The sequence below is a fragment of the Paenibacillus sp. SJS-P3 genome (assembly GCF_056711585.1).
The window spans coordinates 3,870,091-3,887,067 of record NZ_CM160043.1 but is presented as its reverse complement, the minus strand read 5'-3'; the positions used below and the strand labels follow the sequence as shown (position 1 = coordinate 3,887,067).

Here is a 16,977-nt window from a genome sequence, read left to right as displayed (position 1 = left end):
TTGTTTCCGCGGAAGGGGCGGTTTTTATTTCCTTCGGCAGCTTTTGATTCCTATCAAGCAATGGAGAGGCGGCAATGAGATTGGCGGATAGAATCGGCACGGATACGGACGCGAGGCAAGAAGGGGAAGCGCGGCCAGCGCTTTCGCCGGAGGAGATGGCGGCCGAACAGGAGCGCATCGTGAAGGGCGTCGCCCAGGAGCTCGGCCTTCCTCTTAGCAAGGTGAAGGCGGCTGTCGGGCTGCTCGACGAAGGCAACACGATTCCTTTCATCGCCCGCTACCGCAAGGAAATGACCGGAGAGCTGGACGAGAACGAGCTGCGCTCCATCGAGGAGAGGCTGAATTACCGCCGCAGCCTGGAAGAACGCAAGCGGGAAGTGCTGCGGCTGATCGGCGAGCAGGGAAAGCTGACTCCGGAGCTGGAGAAGGCCGTGCTCGGCTCCATGAAGCTGCAGGAAGTGGAGGATCTGTACCGTCCTTACCGGCAAAAGCGCAAGACGCGCGCTTCCGTCGCGCGAGAGCGCGGACTCGAGCCGCTTGCCCGGTGGCTGCTGTCGCAGCCCCGTCAAGGAGATCCGCTGAAGCAAGCCGAGGCTTACGTTCATCCGGACAAAGGCGTCGAGACGCCTGCCGATGCCCTGGCGGGAGCTCAGGACATCATTGCGGAGGAGATGGCCGACGAGGCGAGGACACGGGCATGGGTGCGCAAGTTCACGATGGAGCAGGGAGCTCTTCGTACCGTCGTTCGGCAAGCCGGAGAGGAATCCGTCTACGAGATGTACTATGACTATCGGGAGCCGCTGCGCAAGCTTCCTCCGCATCGCGTCCTTGCCATCAACCGCGGGGAAAGGGAAGAGGTGCTCCGCGTCAGCCTGGAGGTTCAGGCCGATCGGATCCACGACTACATGATCCGGCACACGCTGCGCCAAGGAACCTCGCCCGGCGTCAAGGAGGCGCTCGTCTCCGCCATCGAGGACGCCTACAAGCGCCTGATCGCTCCTTCCATCGAGCGGGAAGTCCGGTCGGAGCTGACGGATAAGGCGGAAGAGCATGCGATCGGCATTTTCTCCGCCAATTTGCGGAATCTGCTTCTTCAGCCGCCGGTTCCCGGATACGTGGTGCTCGGCGTCGATCCGGCTTATCGGACCGGCTGCAAGCTGGCCGTCGTGGACGAGACCGGCAAGCTGCTAGAAGTCGCCGTCACCTACCCGACTCCTCCGAACAACAAGGTCGCGGATGCGGAACGGATCATCGGCGGACTGATCGACAAATACGGCGTTACTCTCATCGTCATCGGCAACGGCACCGCCTCGAGAGAGACCGAGAGCTTTATCGCCGGCCTCATCAAAAACCGGGCCGCAGCAGGCAAGAAGGGCGCTGAGACGCTCCAATACATTATCGTCAGCGAGGCCGGCGCAAGCGTCTATTCGGCTTCCAGGCTTGCCGCGGAGGAGTTTCCAACGCTCGATGTAGCGGAGCGCAGCGCGGTTTCCATCGCTCGCCGCCTGCAGGATCCTCTGGCCGAGCTCGTCAAGATCGAGCCGAAGGCGATCGGCGTCGGCCAGTACCAGCATGACGTCAGCCAGAAGCGGCTCGGCGAGACGCTCGGCGGCGTCGTGGAATCTGCCGTCAACCATGTCGGAGTGGACGCCAATACCGCTTCGGCATCCCTCTTGTCTTATGTGGCTGGAATCAATGCAACGACCGCCAAGAACATCGTGAAGCATCGCGAGGAGACCGGCAGGTTCGGATCGCGCGCAGAGCTCAAGAAGGTGCCCCGTCTGGGCGCCAAGACGTATGAGCAGTGCATCGGCTTCATCCGCATTCCCGAAGCGGCCAACCCGCTCGACCGGACCCCGATCCATCCCGAATCCTATGCCGTCGTCGCCGGACTGTTCCGGGAGCTCGGAATCGGCATGGACGCCATCGGAACGGATCGTGCGCGGGAGCAGCTCTCGGCGGCGGATGCATCCTCGCTCGCTGGACGTCTCGGCGTGGGCGAGCCGACCCTGAAGGATATCATCGATAGCCTGATGCGTCCGGGAAGGGATCCGCGCGAGGAGCTGCCTGCGCCCGTCTTCTCCAAGGACGTGCTCGCGATCGAGGATCTGCAGGCCGGCATGGAGCTCCAGGGGACGGTCCGCAACGTCATCGATTTCGGCGCCTTCGTGGACATCGGCATCAAGAACGACGGCCTTGTCCACATCTCCCAGATGAGCGACCGCTTCGTCAAGCATCCGATGGATGTCGTGGCGGTCGGCGACGTCGTGACGGTATGGGTGCTGAATGTGGACTTGAAAAAAGGCCGTGTCGGCCTCACCATGCGCTCACCGGGATAATTTGCCGGCCGGGCCAGGTCCCGTTGTCGCATGGAGCTTCGCATCGACGGCAGCTCGGCTGTCGCCCGTGAAGCCGGCCAAGCCAAACAAGGTGTCCTGCGGGCTGCAGGGCACCTTGTTCGGCTATTTGTCCATAGCCGTGATGGAACGGTTTCATTGATGGCACGTCGGCAGCGTGAAACTCCGCTATTTCCTCCATCACCTTGCCAGACAAGCCTGCAGACAAGGAAAAGACAAAGAGGCTTCCACGCTGCCGGAAGGGCAGGAGAGAAGCCTCGGAATCAGACGGTCGTGGCGGAATCGTCGCGCGGCTCTTTGGTGCGATAAATGAACCAGCAGTCGTTCAGGATTCGGATCTGCCGGAGGTCCTTTTGCTGGAACGCGCGCATCAGTTGGCTGCTCAGCCATTGCGGCATCGCATCTTCCCCCCTCTGCCAGGAATGGTTCGTATAGCATATGGGGGGTGCTGACGGAGCGTGCAGGTCCAACTTCCGGTCGAGCCGGCTTACGCCGCAACGTTCCGTCCTAGTCCTCGTACTCTTCCTCGTACCACTGCTCGAGCTGGGCTTGCAGCGCCACCATCTCCGTCCGCAAAGACTTGATCGGATAGGCCTTCTCTTCGATGTTGCGGAAGCTCTCTACAAGCTCGTTGAGATAGTCGATGCCGGACTGGACCGGCACCGCGCCGTCATGCAGCTCGAGCTCGGAGAATTCGGCGATGCAATGGGGCAGGCTGGGAACGTTGGCGGCCGTAAGCTTGTCCAGCTCCTTGTGGAGGCGAAGGTTGAGGGCGGACAGCTGGTAGGCGTGGGTTGCGGGCATCTCGACGATGGAAAGCTGCTCTTCCTGCCGGAACAATACATATTTCATGGTAGGCATGGCTTGGGTTCTTGCTCCTCTCCCGCCCGCGGAGGGCGGCAATCTACTTGACAGTGTAGCCCAAGGTGGCTTTACAATTCAAGAGGGAGGGATGTCCAGAGGTGATGGAGGATAAGGAGCTGCAAGCATGGGTGGAGCGGGTATCGCTGGAGGCGTTCGGGATTCCGTTCCGGCACCGCGCGACGTTCAACAGAAGGCTGACCTCGACGGGCGGCCGCTACTTCCTGAAGTCGCATAACATCGACATCAGCGCGAAGCAGCTGGAGATCTATGGCCCCGAGGAAACCGAGAAGATTATCCGGCATGAGCTTTGCCATTATCATCTGCATTTGCTCGGGATGGGATACCGGCACCGCGATGCGGATTTCAAGGAATGGCTCGCTCGTTCGGGAGGATCCAGGCATTGCCGTCCTCTGCCCGACAGGGAGCAGCGCAAGCCGCTTCCGTTCCGCTACAAGCTGGTCTGCACCGGCTGCCGCATGGAATACAAGCGCAAGCGCAAGGTGGATCCGGCTCGCTACCGATGCGGAAAGTGCAGGGGGAAGCTTGTTTTGACAGCGCTTGACAGCGCCAGCGAGGCATGATAAATTAGATTTTGTTACCGTTTATTTCATTGTTCCCTGATAGCTCAGTTGGTAGAGCACTCGACTGTTAATCGAGTTGTCACAGGTTCGAGTCCTGTTCGGGGAGCCATTCGGAGAGATACCCAAGTGGCTCAAGGGGACCCTCTGCTAAGGGGTTAGACTGCGTAAGTGGTGCGAGGGTTCGAATCCCTCTCTCTCCGCCATTCTTCTGGACAGAAGAGACCGTATCCGGTCTTTTTTTGTTTGAAGCCGGGCAGCAGGCCGGCGAATTTTTCCGTCCTTCCGGACCCATTTTTTTTGAAAAAGGGCTTGCACGGAATCGTCCCATATGATATATTCATTCATGTTGTTTGAAAAGTTCTTCCCTGAAGGACAAGCTGCATGGCCCGTTGGTCAAGGGGTTAAGACACCTCCCTTTCACGGAGGTAACAGGGGTTCGAATCCCCTACGGGTCACCATATTCGAGCCATTAGCTCAGTTGGTAGAGCACCTGACTTTTAATCAGGGTGTCGAAGGTTCGAGTCCTTCATGGCTCACCATTTTTTCCTAGGTTTTCCCCTAAACGTGCGGTAGTGGTGGAATGGCAGACACGCTATCTTGAGGGGGTAGTGGGCGTACGCCCGTGGAGGTTCGAGTCCTCTCTACCGCACCATATCCGATTATGACGCCTTCCGTTCACGGAAGGCTTTTTTGCGTTCAGAACCAAATGTCCAGACCTAAGATAAGGGGTGCCCAGGCTGCAAGGGGCACCCCTTTTCCATGCCCTTGAAAGGGTGGTCCGCCCTCAGGACGACTCATGCATGGATGTCGCGCAATGGAAGGATTGTCGAGCATGATTTTTTTCTTTGCGCGGAGAGATCAGGAGTTGATTGTCGTCGTGACCGTCAATGAGGGGGTGGAGGTGCTGGTGGAGGTCGTTCCGTCATAATTGTGGATGGCCAGGTTAACGGGTGTGCCGGGGAGGATATCGGCTGTCGCCAGGACAAGTCCGGTCGGGCTTGGCGTAGACAGCTCGCTTTGCTGCAGGATGCCGTTGACGTATACGTCGAAGGAACCGCCGGGGGCGACGGCAGGCAAGCTTCCCACAGGCACGGGATTGCCGGCGTCGTCAAGGAAGCTCGTCTCGGGAATCGTCGTCGTTCCGGCTCCCGCATCGATCATCGGCGCGGTGACGGCGGCATTGAACCGGGTAGCCGTGTCGACGACGTGGGTCGACGTGACCGTATCCACGGTTCCGCTAATAACGCTGCTAGCGGCAAAAAAGGCTTTGATCAAGGACGGAGGCATATCGCCTTCATCTCCTTTCAATTCGGATGTTATAGCATATGAGCGGCTTGTCTTCAAGGCAACAGGCATTTGCTTGTGGCGGACCTTTGTCCTGCGCCTTCTTTTGCGCGGCATCCGGGACAACAGGAGGCTCACGCTCTCCAGAAGGACAGGGGCTCCTCTAGGAGGAACGTCCCGGCTCAGCAGATGCAGGCTGTTGGGCCCGATTCGATACAAGCATGGCGGCTGGATGAACTGGTTGACATAGAGGTTGTACCAGCTGACCTGGCTGGGAGCGGGAATGCGGCCTGCGCCTCCGCGGGACGGACCGAAGTCTCTGCAGATACCGTCGGACAAGCCGCAGAAATAGATCCTCTTGACCTTCAGAATGCGGCTTGAAGAAGCAGGCCGCGGTTTGCGGACGCTTTTCCTTTTTGCATGTCTGGTGGCGTTGCAGTCCTTTTTTCCTGTTCGCTTGCCGGTTCGCATAGCCATCCCACCTCTCCATAAGCTTATGCCGGTGCAAGAGGAACCGAAACGGCATTCGTCGCTGCAAGGCGATCTTGCCTTGCGGAAAGAATGTAAGGTTACTTCCCTTATAGACCGAGGGGAAGAAAGTCATGTCAGATGAAAACGGAACCATTTTTATTGAATAGCGCATACATTTCTAGAAGGAATTCTAAATCGTGAATATTCCGATCAGTTATGTGATGTAAAGTAACATTTCATTGATTTCTATCATATTTCGTTGATTCAACCCATAGAAATGGCTTCCATCCCGAACGTACAATGTACGCAGGGGGGAACAACATGGCACAACTGGAAGTCGACCTGCACCAACGCCGCAAAGAGCGGCCCGCGATCATTCGCTTTCTGCGCCAATGGGACCTGCAATTGATGGTCATACCAGCCTTTATCCTCATTGTCATCTTCTTCTATCTTCCGATGTACGGAACCATAACCGCGTTCCAGGACTACAACATTTTCAAGGGCATATCGGGAAGTCCCTGGGTTGGCTTCAAGCATTTCGAGCGTTTCTTCAACGACCCCGTATTCGGCAGGGTGATGCGCAACACGCTCGTCATCAGCTTTCTGAAACTGGTCATCTGCTTCCCGGCACCGATTTTGCTCGCGCTCATGCTCAATGAGGTCCGCAGCCGCTACTTCAAGCGGATCGTCCAGACGATCAGCTACCTGCCCCATTTCCTGTCCTGGGTCATCGTCTCGGGATTGGCCATGTCCATTCTTTCCACGGAGAACGGAAGCCTCAACATGCTTCTCCAGTCGGTCAATCTGATCGACGAGCCGGTCGGATGGCTCAACATGCCGGAGCATTTCTGGAGCATCCTGATTTCGGCCAATGTCTGGAAGGAAATCGGCTTCGGCTCCATCGTGTATTTGGCTGCGATCGCCGGAGTGGACCCGAGCCTGTACGAAGCCGCCTCCATGGACGGCGCGAGCCGGTTCAAGCAGATGTTCCTCGTCACGCTTCCAACGATCATGCCGGTCATCATCATCTTCTTCATCCTAGCCGTCGGCAACCTGCTTACGGCCGGCTTCGAGGACATCCTCCTGATCGGCAACGATCCTGTGCTGAGGCCGGTGGCGGATGTGCTGGAAACCTATGTATACAGGATGGGCATCGAATCGCAGCGCTTCTCCTATGCGACCGCCGTCGGACTGTTCAAAGCTGTCGTCAGCGTCTCGCTTCTCACCATAGCCAATCTGCTGGCGCGCCGATCCGGCAACAGCCTGTGGTGAGATGACATCTTGGATCGAAGGAGGAAGAGAGGCTTGAAAATCAGACTCAGCTATGGCGACCGGTTTTTCACCGGGTTCATTTATACGTTTTTGATCCTGCTTTCCGTCACATGCTTTTATCCGTTCTGGAACGCGGTTGTGGTGTCCTTTAATGAAGGAATGGACACCGCTCTGGGAGGCGTGACGGTATGGCCCCGCGCCTTCACGCTGGAAAACTACGAGATCGTGTTCCAGGACAGCCGGATCCTCCATGCGTTTCTGGTCTCCGTGCTCCGCACGATTGTCGGAACCGCATCCGCCATTCTCTGCACGGCGATATTCGCCTACGGCATGACCCGCAGCGAGCTTGTCGGACGCAAGTTCTACATGGTCGCCTGCATCATCACGATGTATTTCAGCGGCGGCCTCATTCCGACCTTCCTGCTGATCCGCAGCCTGCATCTGTTCGACTCCTTCTGGGTATTCATCATCCCGTCGCTGATCAGCGTCTGGAACATGATCGTCTTCCGCACGTTCTTCCTGGGACTGCCGGTCGGATTGGACGAGTCGGCGCGAATTGACGGCTGCGGCTACTGGGGAACCTTCTTCCGCATCGTGCTGCCGCTGTCGGGTCCAGTCATCGCGACCTTGGCTTTGTTCACGGCGATCACCCACTGGAACGACTGGTTCATGCCGAGCATCTACATCAACAACGAGAACCTGATCCCGATCCAGACGAAGCTGCAGCAGATCCTCAACTCCAACATCATGACCGAGCAGATGCAGCAGCTCGACTCCGCCGCTCAGGCCAGACTGTCCGCGATGAAGAGCATAACGGGCAAATCGCTGTCGATGGCGACGATGATGGTCGCCACGCTCCCGATCATCTGCGTGTATCCGTTCGTGCAGCGTTATTTCGTGAAGGGCGTGCTCGTCGGCGCCGTAAAAGGCTGAGCCGGGTATCCTTGCAGCGGCGATTGGTTTTAAGAGCACACAAGTCCGGCAACGGGCCGTGCATTTAAAATAAATATCTTAGAGCTCGAAAAAGGGGATGAACGAGTTGAGCAAATGGAAAGTGACTGCGTTCAAGAGCATGGCTCTCGCCATGGTAGCGGCTACGGCGCTGGCAGGCTGTTCAGGCGGCAACAACGGGGGCGGCAATTCCGGATCGGCAGCGAACAATGGCGCGTCTCCGGAGCCGGCGGCTTCGACGGCACCTTCGCCATCCGCATCGACAGCGCCGGAGGCGACCGGCTGGCAGGTAGGCAGCGAGCCGCTGGAGTACAGCATGTACGGCCACTATGATTGGTACACGATGCCCAAGTGGGGAGGAGACGTCTCCTCCAAATGGATCATGGACAACATGAAGGTCAACGTCACGCCGATCCAGTCGGGAGGCAACGCCGCCCAGAAGCTGAACACGATGATCGCATCCGGCAAGCTTCCTGACGTCATCTGGCTCGACAAAGGCGCCGATGTCGAGAAGCTCCGCGAAGCCGACATGCTGGTGCCGTTCGACGACTATATCGACAAATACCCGAACTTCAAAAAATGGGTCGGAGAGAAGAACATCAACATGCTTCGCTCCAGCGACGGCAAAATCTATCAATTCCCGAACTGGTACAGCAGCCAGCCTTTCGGAAATGCCGGCTACCTGGTCAACAAAAAATATTATGAAGCGCTCGGCTCGCCGAAGCTCGAGACGACTGATGACTTCTACAATTATTTGAAGGCCGTGAAGGAGAAGTTCCCGACGGTCGTGCCGTTCAATCCGGATCTGGCCGTGGACGGACAGGGTCTTGACGTCATCTACAGCGCCTTCGCAGAAGATGCCAATCTGGCCGCCATCTCCAACCGCGCCGCCATCACCGGCGACAAGCTGACATCGATCTTCAAGGATCCGGTTTACCGCGAGTCGATGCTGTACAACTCCAAGCTTTTCCGCGAGAAGCTCATGAGCCCTGACGCCATGACGCAGAAGAAGGATCAGGTCAAGGAGAAGGCGTTTACCGGGAAGGTCGCCGTATTTGCAGGCGCAAGCCCGACGGAGTACGGTACCGCCGGGGATGCCGAGCTGAAGAAGGTGGACCCGAACGACGGCTACTTCATGATCTGGCCGATCCACAAGGAAGGCCTGAACAAAGACAAGATTTTCCCTGGCACCTACACGGGCCTTGGCTGGAACGTAAGCGTCATCACGAAATCCGCTAAAGACCCGGAGAAAATCTTCGCTTTCCTGGATTGGCTGACCGGACCGGATGGAACCCGCACGCTGATGTGGGGACCGGAAGGCATGTACTGGGAAGGCCACGACGAAGAGGGATCGCCGCTCTTCAAGGACACTTACCTGACGGATGTCGAAGGCCGCACCAAAGTCATGGACGCGACCGTCAACCTGCAATGGGTCGGCAACTCCGCCTTCATGGATAAATCGAAGATGAAGTTCGAGTCGACTCTGCCTGACGACCAGAAGACATGGGAAACGAGATACCAGAGCACGATTACGTGGAAGACGCAAAAAGACGCCACCGAATTCATCAACCTTGATCCTGCGCCGAACTCCGAGGAAGGCATCATCCAGACGAGCCTGGAAGAGATCTGGGATGAATCCCGCGCCAAAGCCCTGTATGCGAAAAGCGACGAGGAAGTGCTGGCCATCCTCGACAAAGCCGACAAGGACGCGATGGCGATCGGCTACCAGCAGCTGCTGGACTACAAAACGAACAAATGGCATGAGAACCAGAAGATCATTGCCAGCAACGGCTGATTTCCATCCCCAAACATCGGTTTGAAAGCTATACTGAAAGCAGGTCCGCCGTCCCGGAGGGGCGGCGGTCTTTTTTCTTCAAGCCGCCGGCTAAATTCTACATTCCGGCCGGAGCGGCCCATGCCTTATTCGCCAACTGCGCTCGCTGCTGAATAGATGGCGGCATGCTGCCAGCCGGCAAGGGAGGAGACAACATGTACAAGGTTCTGATCGTGGATGACGAAGAGCTGGATCTGAAGGGCATGCAGACATTTATTCCGTGGGAATCGCTAGGACTGGAGATCGTCGGGGCGGTGCACAGCGGCTTCGATGCGTATGAGATTCTTGCCCGGGAGCCGGTCGATATTCTGGTGACGGATGTGCATATGCCCAGCATGTCCGGCCTTGAGCTTGCCGAGAAGGCGCTCGAGCTTCATGAACGGATTCGGGTCATTTTTGTGAGCGGCTATCAGGACTTTCACTACGTGAAACAGGCCCTGTCGCTCCGCGCGTGGGATTATGTGCTCAAGCCCATGGATGATGCGGAGCTGGAGCAGGCTCTGCGGAAGCTGGCCGATCAGCTCGACAGGGAGAAGGCGGCAATGGCGGCAGCGCGTCAGGCGTCATCGGCACAGACGTCGCCGGCACGGGAGCCACCGACCGACCAGGAGCAGAGACTGCCTGCTGCGGCTCCCTCCAAGCCGTCCAAAAACGCCAGGCTGATCGCGGAAGTCGTCCACTACGTGGAGAGCCGCCTTCATGAGAACATCACGCTGAAGGAGGTTGCGGATGCGTTCGCTTTCTCGCCCAATTATTTGGGAGCCTTGTTCAAGGAGGAGACGGGAGTCAACTTCAGCGAGCATCTGATCGACCGGAAGATGAGGATCGCCGGGGAGATGCTCAGGGGGACCCGGCTTCGAATTTATGAAATCGCGGATCGCGTCGGATATAAATACATGCCTTATTTCAGCCGTCAGTTCAAGGAGACGTTCGGCGTGACGCCTAATGAATACAGGAGGCAGGAATGAAAGGCAGGCGGCAGAAGGGCTTCATTCCGCTCGGCATGAAGCTGTTCGCGTCTTATGTGCTGCTCACTCTGGTTCCTCTGGCCTTGCTCGGCTGGATCGCGAATTCCATCATGGTCGGCTCCGTCCGCTCCCAGACGGAGAACAACATCCGCGGCACTCTAAGGCAGATGGAGGATAACGTCCGCTACCGGATCGACGATACCGTCCGCATCACCGACATGCTCTACCAGGACAGCATGCTGGTGAGGGCGCTCAAGAGCAAGGAAGAGGGCTGGGCCAACTACGACGCGACCAAGAAGGTGCTGCTGCCGAAATTCTGGGAAGCGATCAATTCTACGGACCGCAGCATGAGAATGTCGGTGTACATCAAAAACGAGGTGTATAACGAGATTTATGATCTGAGCAAGGACGGCGAGGATATTCTCAAGTCCAACAACCGTTCCTTTGAAATCCTGCATCTGTCCCGCATCCAGAAGGAGGAGTGGTACAAGTCCCTTCCGAAGGAGCAGTTCGACGTGACGATGAAATGGGTCCAGATCGGGGACGACGCCAAGTTCGGGAGAATCTCGCTGATCCGCCGGATCGTTGATACCTACACGCCTTCCGATCTGAAGGAGCTCGGCCTGGTCCGGATCAGCGTCTATTTCAACGATTTGTTCGACAGCGTGGACGCCAAGAAAATCATGCCCGGCAGCCGCCTCTATATTGTCGATGAAGCGGGCAAGGTGCTGCATGCTTCGGGGAGAGATATCGATAACGTCCGAGCGCCTGCCCCTGCGGCGGGAGCGCAGGAAGCCGGCAAGGGCAGCCTTGTCATCCGCGAGCCTTTGCCGGGGCTCCAGTACAGCTTGATCGCGGTCATACCGGAGGATGTCCTGCAGGCCGATGCACGCAAGATCACCTGGCTCACCGTGCTCGTCTGCGGCATCAGCATGGTGCCGATCATCGGCGTCGCTCTGTTCGTCACGCGCGCGTTCACGAAGCGGATCGGCAAGGTCATCTCGGTCCTCCAGTCGTTCCGCCGAGGCGATTATCGCCGCCGAATCCAGTACAAGGGCCAGGACGAGTATTCCATGATCGCCGATGCCCTCAACGAACTCGGCGCACAGACGGACAACCTCATCCAGGAGGTGTACCTGACGAAGCTGCGCAAAAAAGAGGCGGAGCTCGAGACGCTGCAAGCTCAGATCAATCCGCATTTCCTCTACAATACCCTCTCTTCGATCAGCAGGCTGGCGAAGTTCGGCGAGGTGGACAAGCAGCATCAGATGATCATGAATCTGGCCCGCTTCTACCGGATGTCGCTCAACGACGGGAAGACCATCATTCCTGCGGCGGACGAGCTGGATCAGATCCAGGCTTACCTGGCCATCCAGCAGGTCAAATACGGCGACCGCGTCGAAGTCGGCTATCAATGGGACGAGCGGCTCCTCGGTTATATGACGATCAAGCTGATTCTCCAGCCGTTCGTGGAAAATGCGCTTGAGCATGCCTGGAAGGGAGACCGGATTCGAATCTCGATATCCGCGGAGCTCAAGGCAGGCATTCATCCCGTCATCGAATTCAAGGTGGCCGACGATGGAATCGGAATGCCGGGCGGCCTGGCGGAGGAGCTGTTCAGGGAAACAGGGCGCAGCCGGCAAGGCTACGGCATCCGCAACGTGCATGAGCGGATCCGCCTCTATTATGGAGAGGGCTACGGGATCTCGATCGAAACCGGAATGGAAGGGCAAGGGACGGCGATTCGGATCCGAATTCCGGCACGAAGAAGCCTCGATGCGCCCGATCATACGCTGCTGGAGCAGCATGGCTGATGCGCGCGTGGGCATGCCGCGGCGAATCAGGTATACTGGAATCATTCTGCTGTTATTCAGGAGGCAAGGAAAGATGAATGAAGAAACGCTTGGATTGTTCCGGACTTTGACGGAGATGCGCGCCGTTCCCGGCCATGAGAAGGAGCTGCGCAACTATGTGGAAAGCCAGCTGGCCGCCTGCACGGACGAGCTTGTGCGCGACCGCCTGGGCAGCATCTTCGGCGTTCTCCGCGGCGACGAGCAGGGGCCGCGGATCATGGTGGCCGGCCATATGGACGAGGTCGGGCTCATGGTATCGGCCATTACGGACAACGGCATGATCAAGTTCGTCACGCTCGGCGGCTGGAATGCCCAGACGATGCTGGCCCAGCGCATGGAGATCGTGTCCGACAACGGACCGGTCATCGGCGTCATCGGCTCGACGCCGCCGCATCTGCTGGACGACGCTTCCCGCAGCAAGGTCGTCGACGTGAAGTCGATGTTCATCGATATCGGCGCCGACAGCCGGGAGGAAGTATTCTCCTACGGCATTCGGCCCGGACAGGCGATCGTGCCGGTATGTCCGTTCACGCCGATGGCGAACCCCAAGAAGATCATGGCCAAGGCTTGGGACAACCGGTACGGGGTCGGGCTCGCGATCGAGCTTGCCCGCGAGCTGAAGGGCAAGAAGCATCCGAACGTCATCTATGCCGGAGCGACCGTGCAGGAGGAAGTCGGCCTCAGGGGAGCGCGCACGGCGGCGAATCTCGTTCAGCCCGATCTTTTCCTGGCGCTGGACGCCAGTCCCGCGGCGGATGCGACCGGAGACCGCAATGCGATGGGGCAGTTGGGCAAGGGAGCCCTTCTGCGCATCCAGGATCCCGGCATGATTACGCACCGCGGCCTCGCCGAATTCATCCGCGAGACGGCCGAGGACGGCAACATCCGTTACCAGTATTATTTCTCCCAAGGCGGAACGGATGCGGGGCAGGTCCATCTGTCCGGCATCGGAGTGCCTTCGGCGGTCATAGGACTCCCGGCGCGGTACATCCATACAGCGGCATCCATCATGCACATCGATGATTATGCGGCAGCCAAGGAGCTTTTGTTTGCGCTCGTGCAGAAGCTCGACAAGAGTGCTTTTGAATCCATTTTAGATCAATAGCCCTATGTTGGAATGCCATCTCCCCTACTGGGGAGATGGCTTTTTTGCGATCAAGAGGGACTGGATTTTAGGTAAGATAGAAAAAATAATTCCATCGAGACGCAATTATTGTTTAACGTATTAATTATATATTGCGTTAAAGCGTTGCATCAAAAAACAATGAAAATCATAAAAAAGTATTGGTAAAAATAATGGTTTAAAGCACTCATCCAGACTGGTTTCGAATGGTAAAAAAATTCCCGTTTTTTGAGACATTTTGTTTGTTTATCCCCTAAAACGCATACTATCTACAAATCCACTTCCCTTTTTAAAGATGCCACGGACCTTACAGCGGCTTGATTGTAAGCGCTACCCCAATAAAAAGAATCTATGAATAATTATGCAGTTAATAAAATTTTAATTATTTTCAGAACAATCTATATTCGGACGTTAAAAACCGTGCTACAATTGGAACCGGAAATGACATGTTTTGGCTAGAGCCAAGGAGGAATGTGGAGTGGCAGGTTCATTCAAGTGGAAAACCTTGCTCGTGGGTGTGTCCGTAATGGGGGTTTTGGTTGCAGGTTGCTCAAGCAACAGCAACAACGGCAGCAACAGCAATTCCGGCGCAAAGACAAATACGCCGGCATCGACAGCACCGGCTGACAACACGGCTACGAACGCAGGCGCGACGGATCCGGCCGGTCCTAAAAAGGGCGGCACGCTGACGATCGGCACATTCTCCGACATCGTCAACACGAACCCGATCTACGTATCCGATACGTCTTCGGGCGATGCGGTACAGTTCATGTTCGCGAAGATGCTGGACTACGACAAGGACGGCAACATCGTAGCACAGCCTTGGTCTCTGCTGGAAAGCTTGCCGGAGATCTCGGCCGACGGCTTGACGTACACGCTGAAGCTGAAAGCCAACGCCAAATGGAGCGACGGCCAGCCGGTAACGGCCGAGGACATCGCCTTTACGATCAACACGATCAAGAACCCTGACGCCGCTTCCCAAGGCATCAGCAGCTACGACAAAGTCGACAAGGTCGAAGCTGTCGACGCCCAAACGGCCAAGATCACAATGAAGACAGTCTTCGCTCCGTTCATCTACACGCTGGTATCCGAGATTGCTCCTTCCCACATCCTGAAGGACATCCCGGTCAAGGAGCTCGAGAAGAACGACTACGGCAAGGATCCAGCCAAAACGGTCACGAACGGCCCTTGGAAATGGTCCGAATGGAAGCAAAAGCAATACCTGAGCTTTGAAAAAGAAACGAACTACTGGGCTGCTGACGTCAACGACGTCAACATCGACAAGATCGTCTACAAGATTTATGCCGACCAGAACACGAACGTACAAGCCGTCCTCAAAGGCGACGTCGACCTCGTGGGCGCCATTCCGGTAACGCAAGTCGAAGCCGTCAAAGCCAAAGGCCTGAACGTGCTGCTTGCTCCTGGACCGCTGTACGAGTACATGAGCTTCAACTTCAACAAAATGAACTTCGGCGGCAAGGAGTCGCTCTTCGCCGGCGAGAAGACCCGTCAAGCAATCGCCTACGCGCTGAACCGCCAAGGCATTCTCGACAACATCCTGAAGGGTACGGGAAAAGCCCTGAACGCGCCGTTCCTGCCAGGTACTTGGGCAGATCCGGGCGACGCAGCCGTCAACTACAACTACGATGTAGAAAAAGCGAAAGCGCTGCTTGCTGAAGACGGTTGGGTAGCAGGCAAAGACGGCATTCTGGAGAAAAACGGCCAGAAATTCACCTTCGAGCTTCAGTACAACTCCGGCAACAGCCGCCGCGAGAACGTCTCGACGGTCATCCAGGACAACCTTAAAGCAGTAGGCATCCAGGTCACGACGAAGGGCATCGACTTCGCATCCTGGCTGGAGCAGAACATCTACCCAGGCAAATACCAAGCCGCTCTGCAGGCATGGTCGCTGAACAGTCCGGATCCGGACAGCGAGTCGGTCTTCTCGTCCAAGTACTTCCCGCCGAACGGTCAAAACTCCGGCTGGTACAACAACCCGACGCTGGATAAGCTGTGGGTCGAAGGCTACACGACGACGGACCAAGAGAAGCGCAAAGAGGTGTACAAACAAGTCGCCCAGCAAATCTCCACCAACCTGCCTTACGTCTTCCTGTACCAATACGGCACGCCTGAAGTGCTCGGCCCACGCGTCAAGTACAACGCTGAAGACGCTCCTGTAGCGGCTTTGCCTTATGGCGGATTCTTCGGAATCAACAAATGGTGGCTTGAGGATTCGAAATAAGACATCGTGACTCAGACAGAATCATAGAAAAGGGGGAAGGCGACGTCCTTCCTCCTTTCTCCTTTCCTCATATCCACCCTTCATGCTGTTGGAAGACGGTTTTGCCCTGTGCATAACCGGGCGGTCTGCAGCTTGGGACCCACCACGGTTCTGCTCGGCGCAAAGCCGGCAGCTGCCAGCAGGTTGGGATTCAGTATTCAAGGAGGTAAGCCTGATGGGCGAGTATTTGATCCGACGGACTTTGCAGTCCGTCATCGTGCTGTTCCTAATTTCGATCTTTACATTCGGGTTGATCCACGCCGCTCCGGGCGGGCCGACCCAAATATTCCTATCCCCCGGACTATCTGTGGAAGCGGGCCAGATCAAGGCTCAACAGCTCGGCCTCGACAAGCCGATTCCGGTCCAATATTTCAAATGGATGGGCGACATCCTGACCGGGGACCTGGGCGCCACCTTCAAAAACAATATCCCGGTCGGCGACATCCTGTGGCCGACGGTGAAGAATACGATGATTCTGATGGGCGCATCGTGGATTCTGACGCTGATTATCGCCATCCCGTGGGGCATCTACAACAGCACCAAGGAATACGGCTTCTCCGATCAGACGGCTTCCTTCATCTCTTATATCGGATTTGCCATGCCCGCTTTCTGGTTCGGCATCATCCTGCAAAGTTACTTGTCTCTCGAGCTCGACTGGCTTCCCTTGTCGGATATGTACACCATGGGCAAGGAAGGCGATATTTCGGATCTCATCATGCACTTGATCCTGCCTGTATCCGTGCTTTCGCTCGGCATGCTGGCCGGCTACTTGAAGTACGCGCGCTCCAGCATGCTGGAAGTGCTTGAGCAGGACTACATCCGCACCGCGAGGGCAAAGGGCGTGAGGGAGAACAAAGTCATCTTCCGCCATGCGCTGCGAAATGCGCTGATTCCGCTCATTACCCTGTTCGGACTTGATCTGCCGATCCTGGTCGGCGGCGCATCACTCACGGAAGCCGTCTTCAACTGGCCAGGCATGGGCCGTCTGTTCGTCGAGATGGCCAACTCCCGTGAATATTCCGTCCTGATGGCGATTACGCTGCTCGGCGCCGTGTTCGTCGTCGTCGGCAACCTGATCGCGGATATCCTGTACGCGATCGTCGATCCGCGCGTCCAGATAAGCAAAGGAGGCAAGTAG

At 56.9% G+C, this 16,977-nt stretch carries 13 protein-coding genes, 5 tRNA genes and 1 pseudogene; 15 read left to right on the top strand and 4 right to left on the bottom strand.

Translation table 11 applies throughout. The annotated features are described in order from the left end of the window. Positions 1-155: 155 nt before the first annotated feature. The gene (locus tag AC06G8_RS17930; protein ID WP_480285463.1) at positions 156-2,339 is read left to right on the top strand and encodes a Tex family protein; all 2,184 of its coding nucleotides are present in this window, start codon (positions 156-158) and stop codon (positions 2,337-2,339) included. A gap of 281 nt (positions 2,340-2,620) precedes the next feature. On the opposite strand, the gene cmpA is transcribed toward AC06G8_RS17930, so the two are convergent. Together cmpA and AC06G8_RS17920 are read right to left on the bottom strand one after the other, a co-directional pair. After that, positions 2,621-2,755: a cortex morphogenetic protein CmpA gene (cmpA, locus tag AC06G8_RS17925; RefSeq protein WP_447663981.1), complete on the bottom strand. Its 135-nt coding sequence runs from the start codon at positions 2,753-2,755 to the stop codon at positions 2,621-2,623. A 109-nt stretch (positions 2,756-2,864) separates the two neighbouring features. After that, positions 2,865-3,218: a hydrolase/acyltransferase gene (locus tag AC06G8_RS17920; RefSeq protein ID WP_447663980.1), complete on the bottom strand. Its 354-nt coding sequence runs from the start codon at positions 3,216-3,218 to the stop codon at positions 2,865-2,867. A gap of 104 nt (positions 3,219-3,322) precedes the next feature. On the opposite strand from AC06G8_RS17920, the gene AC06G8_RS17915 reads away from it, so the two are divergent. The 6 genes from AC06G8_RS17915 (at position 3,323) to AC06G8_RS17890 (ending at position 4,454) form a co-directional block, all read left to right on the top strand. Next, positions 3,323-3,802 (top strand): SprT family protein, encoded by a 480-nt coding sequence (locus tag AC06G8_RS17915; protein WP_447663995.1) that lies wholly within the window; start codon positions 3,323-3,325, stop codon positions 3,800-3,802. Positions 3,803-3,835: 33 nt separating this feature from the next. Beyond that, positions 3,836-3,911: transfer RNA gene (locus tag AC06G8_RS17910), tRNA-Asn, on the top strand. Positions 3,912-3,914: 3 nt separating this feature from the next. After that, a tRNA-Ser gene (locus tag AC06G8_RS17905) sits at positions 3,915-4,005 on the top strand. 180 nt (positions 4,006-4,185) lie between these two features. Further along, positions 4,186-4,260, top strand: a tRNA-Glu gene (locus AC06G8_RS17900). Between the two features lie 5 nt (positions 4,261-4,265). Next, positions 4,266-4,341 (top strand) — tRNA-Lys (locus tag AC06G8_RS17895). A gap of 27 nt (positions 4,342-4,368) precedes the next feature. Then, a tRNA-Leu gene (locus AC06G8_RS17890) sits at positions 4,369-4,454 on the top strand. Positions 4,455-4,660: 206 nt separating this feature from the next. On the opposite strand, the gene AC06G8_RS17885 is transcribed toward AC06G8_RS17890, so the two are convergent. Further along, positions 4,661-5,089: a DUF4183 domain-containing protein gene (locus tag AC06G8_RS17885; RefSeq protein ID WP_447663994.1), complete on the bottom strand. Its 429-nt coding sequence runs from the start codon at positions 5,087-5,089 to the stop codon at positions 4,661-4,663. A 150-nt stretch (positions 5,090-5,239) separates the two neighbouring features. Continuing rightward, positions 5,240-5,557, bottom strand: a pseudogene (locus AC06G8_RS17880) (DUF4183 domain-containing protein); the annotation flags it as partial. Between the two features lie 321 nt (positions 5,558-5,878). On the opposite strand from AC06G8_RS17880, the gene AC06G8_RS17875 reads away from it, so the two are divergent. From AC06G8_RS17875 to AC06G8_RS17840, 8 genes are all read left to right on the top strand, one after another. Then, a complete protein-coding gene (locus AC06G8_RS17875; RefSeq protein WP_447663979.1) occupies positions 5,879-6,829 on the top strand; it encodes an ABC transporter permease in 951 nt (316 codons plus the stop codon). A 39-nt stretch (positions 6,830-6,868) separates the two neighbouring features. Further along, complete coding sequence (locus AC06G8_RS17870; protein WP_480285462.1) at positions 6,869-7,762, top strand: carbohydrate ABC transporter permease; 894 nt, start codon at positions 6,869-6,871, stop codon at positions 7,760-7,762. 97 nt (positions 7,763-7,859) lie between these two features. Beyond that, positions 7,860-9,575, top strand: coding sequence for an extracellular solute-binding protein (locus AC06G8_RS17865; RefSeq protein ID WP_480283451.1), 1,716 nt, complete (start codon positions 7,860-7,862; stop codon positions 9,573-9,575). A 194-nt stretch (positions 9,576-9,769) separates the two neighbouring features. Then, positions 9,770-10,582: a response regulator transcription factor gene (locus tag AC06G8_RS17860; RefSeq protein ID WP_447663977.1), complete on the top strand. Its 813-nt coding sequence runs from the start codon at positions 9,770-9,772 to the stop codon at positions 10,580-10,582. Beyond that, a complete protein-coding gene (locus tag AC06G8_RS17855) occupies positions 10,579-12,396 on the top strand; it encodes a sensor histidine kinase (RefSeq protein WP_480283450.1) in 1,818 nt (605 codons plus the stop codon). The genes AC06G8_RS17860 and AC06G8_RS17855 overlap by 4 nt, the downstream gene beginning before the upstream one ends. 73 nt (positions 12,397-12,469) lie before the next feature. Continuing rightward, the gene (locus AC06G8_RS17850; protein WP_480283449.1) at positions 12,470-13,540 is read left to right on the top strand and encodes a M42 family metallopeptidase; all 1,071 of its coding nucleotides are present in this window, start codon (positions 12,470-12,472) and stop codon (positions 13,538-13,540) included. Between the two features lie 496 nt (positions 13,541-14,036). Beyond that, positions 14,037-15,800 (top strand): ABC transporter substrate-binding protein, encoded by a 1,764-nt coding sequence (locus AC06G8_RS17845; RefSeq protein WP_480283448.1) that lies wholly within the window; start codon positions 14,037-14,039, stop codon positions 15,798-15,800. Between the two features lie 214 nt (positions 15,801-16,014). Further along, a complete protein-coding gene (locus AC06G8_RS17840) occupies positions 16,015-16,977 on the top strand; it encodes an ABC transporter permease (RefSeq protein WP_447663973.1) in 963 nt (320 codons plus the stop codon).

Excerpts from the sequence above, each read along its gene's own strand:
- AC06G8_RS17920 (WP_447663980.1), bottom strand. The coding sequence starts at position 3,218 with ATGCCTACCATGAAATATGTATTGTTCCGGCAGGAAGAGCAGCTTTCC.
- AC06G8_RS17865 (WP_480283451.1), top strand. The coding sequence starts at position 7,860 with ATGAACGAGTTGAGCAAATGGAAAGTGACTGCGTTCAAGAGCATGGCT.
- AC06G8_RS17915 (WP_447663995.1), top strand. The coding sequence starts at position 3,323 with ATGGAGGATAAGGAGCTGCAAGCATGGGTGGAGCGGGTATCGCTGGAG.
- AC06G8_RS17855 (WP_480283450.1), top strand. The coding sequence starts at position 10,579 with ATGAAAGGCAGGCGGCAGAAGGGCTTCATTCCGCTCGGCATGAAGCTG.
- AC06G8_RS17850 (WP_480283449.1), top strand. The coding sequence starts at position 12,470 with ATGAATGAAGAAACGCTTGGATTGTTCCGGACTTTGACGGAGATGCGC.
- AC06G8_RS17930 (WP_480285463.1), top strand. The coding sequence starts at position 156 with ATGGCGGCCGAACAGGAGCGCATCGTGAAGGGCGTCGCCCAGGAGCTC.
- AC06G8_RS17860 (WP_447663977.1), top strand. The coding sequence starts at position 9,770 with ATGTACAAGGTTCTGATCGTGGATGACGAAGAGCTGGATCTGAAGGGC.
- AC06G8_RS17885 (WP_447663994.1), bottom strand. The coding sequence starts at position 5,089 with ATGCCTCCGTCCTTGATCAAAGCCTTTTTTGCCGCTAGCAGCGTTATT.
- cmpA (WP_447663981.1), bottom strand. The coding sequence starts at position 2,755 with ATGCCGCAATGGCTGAGCAGCCAACTGATGCGCGCGTTCCAGCAAAAG.
- AC06G8_RS17840 (WP_447663973.1), top strand. The coding sequence starts at position 16,015 with ATGGGCGAGTATTTGATCCGACGGACTTTGCAGTCCGTCATCGTGCTG.
- AC06G8_RS17875 (WP_447663979.1), top strand. The coding sequence starts at position 5,879 with ATGGCACAACTGGAAGTCGACCTGCACCAACGCCGCAAAGAGCGGCCC.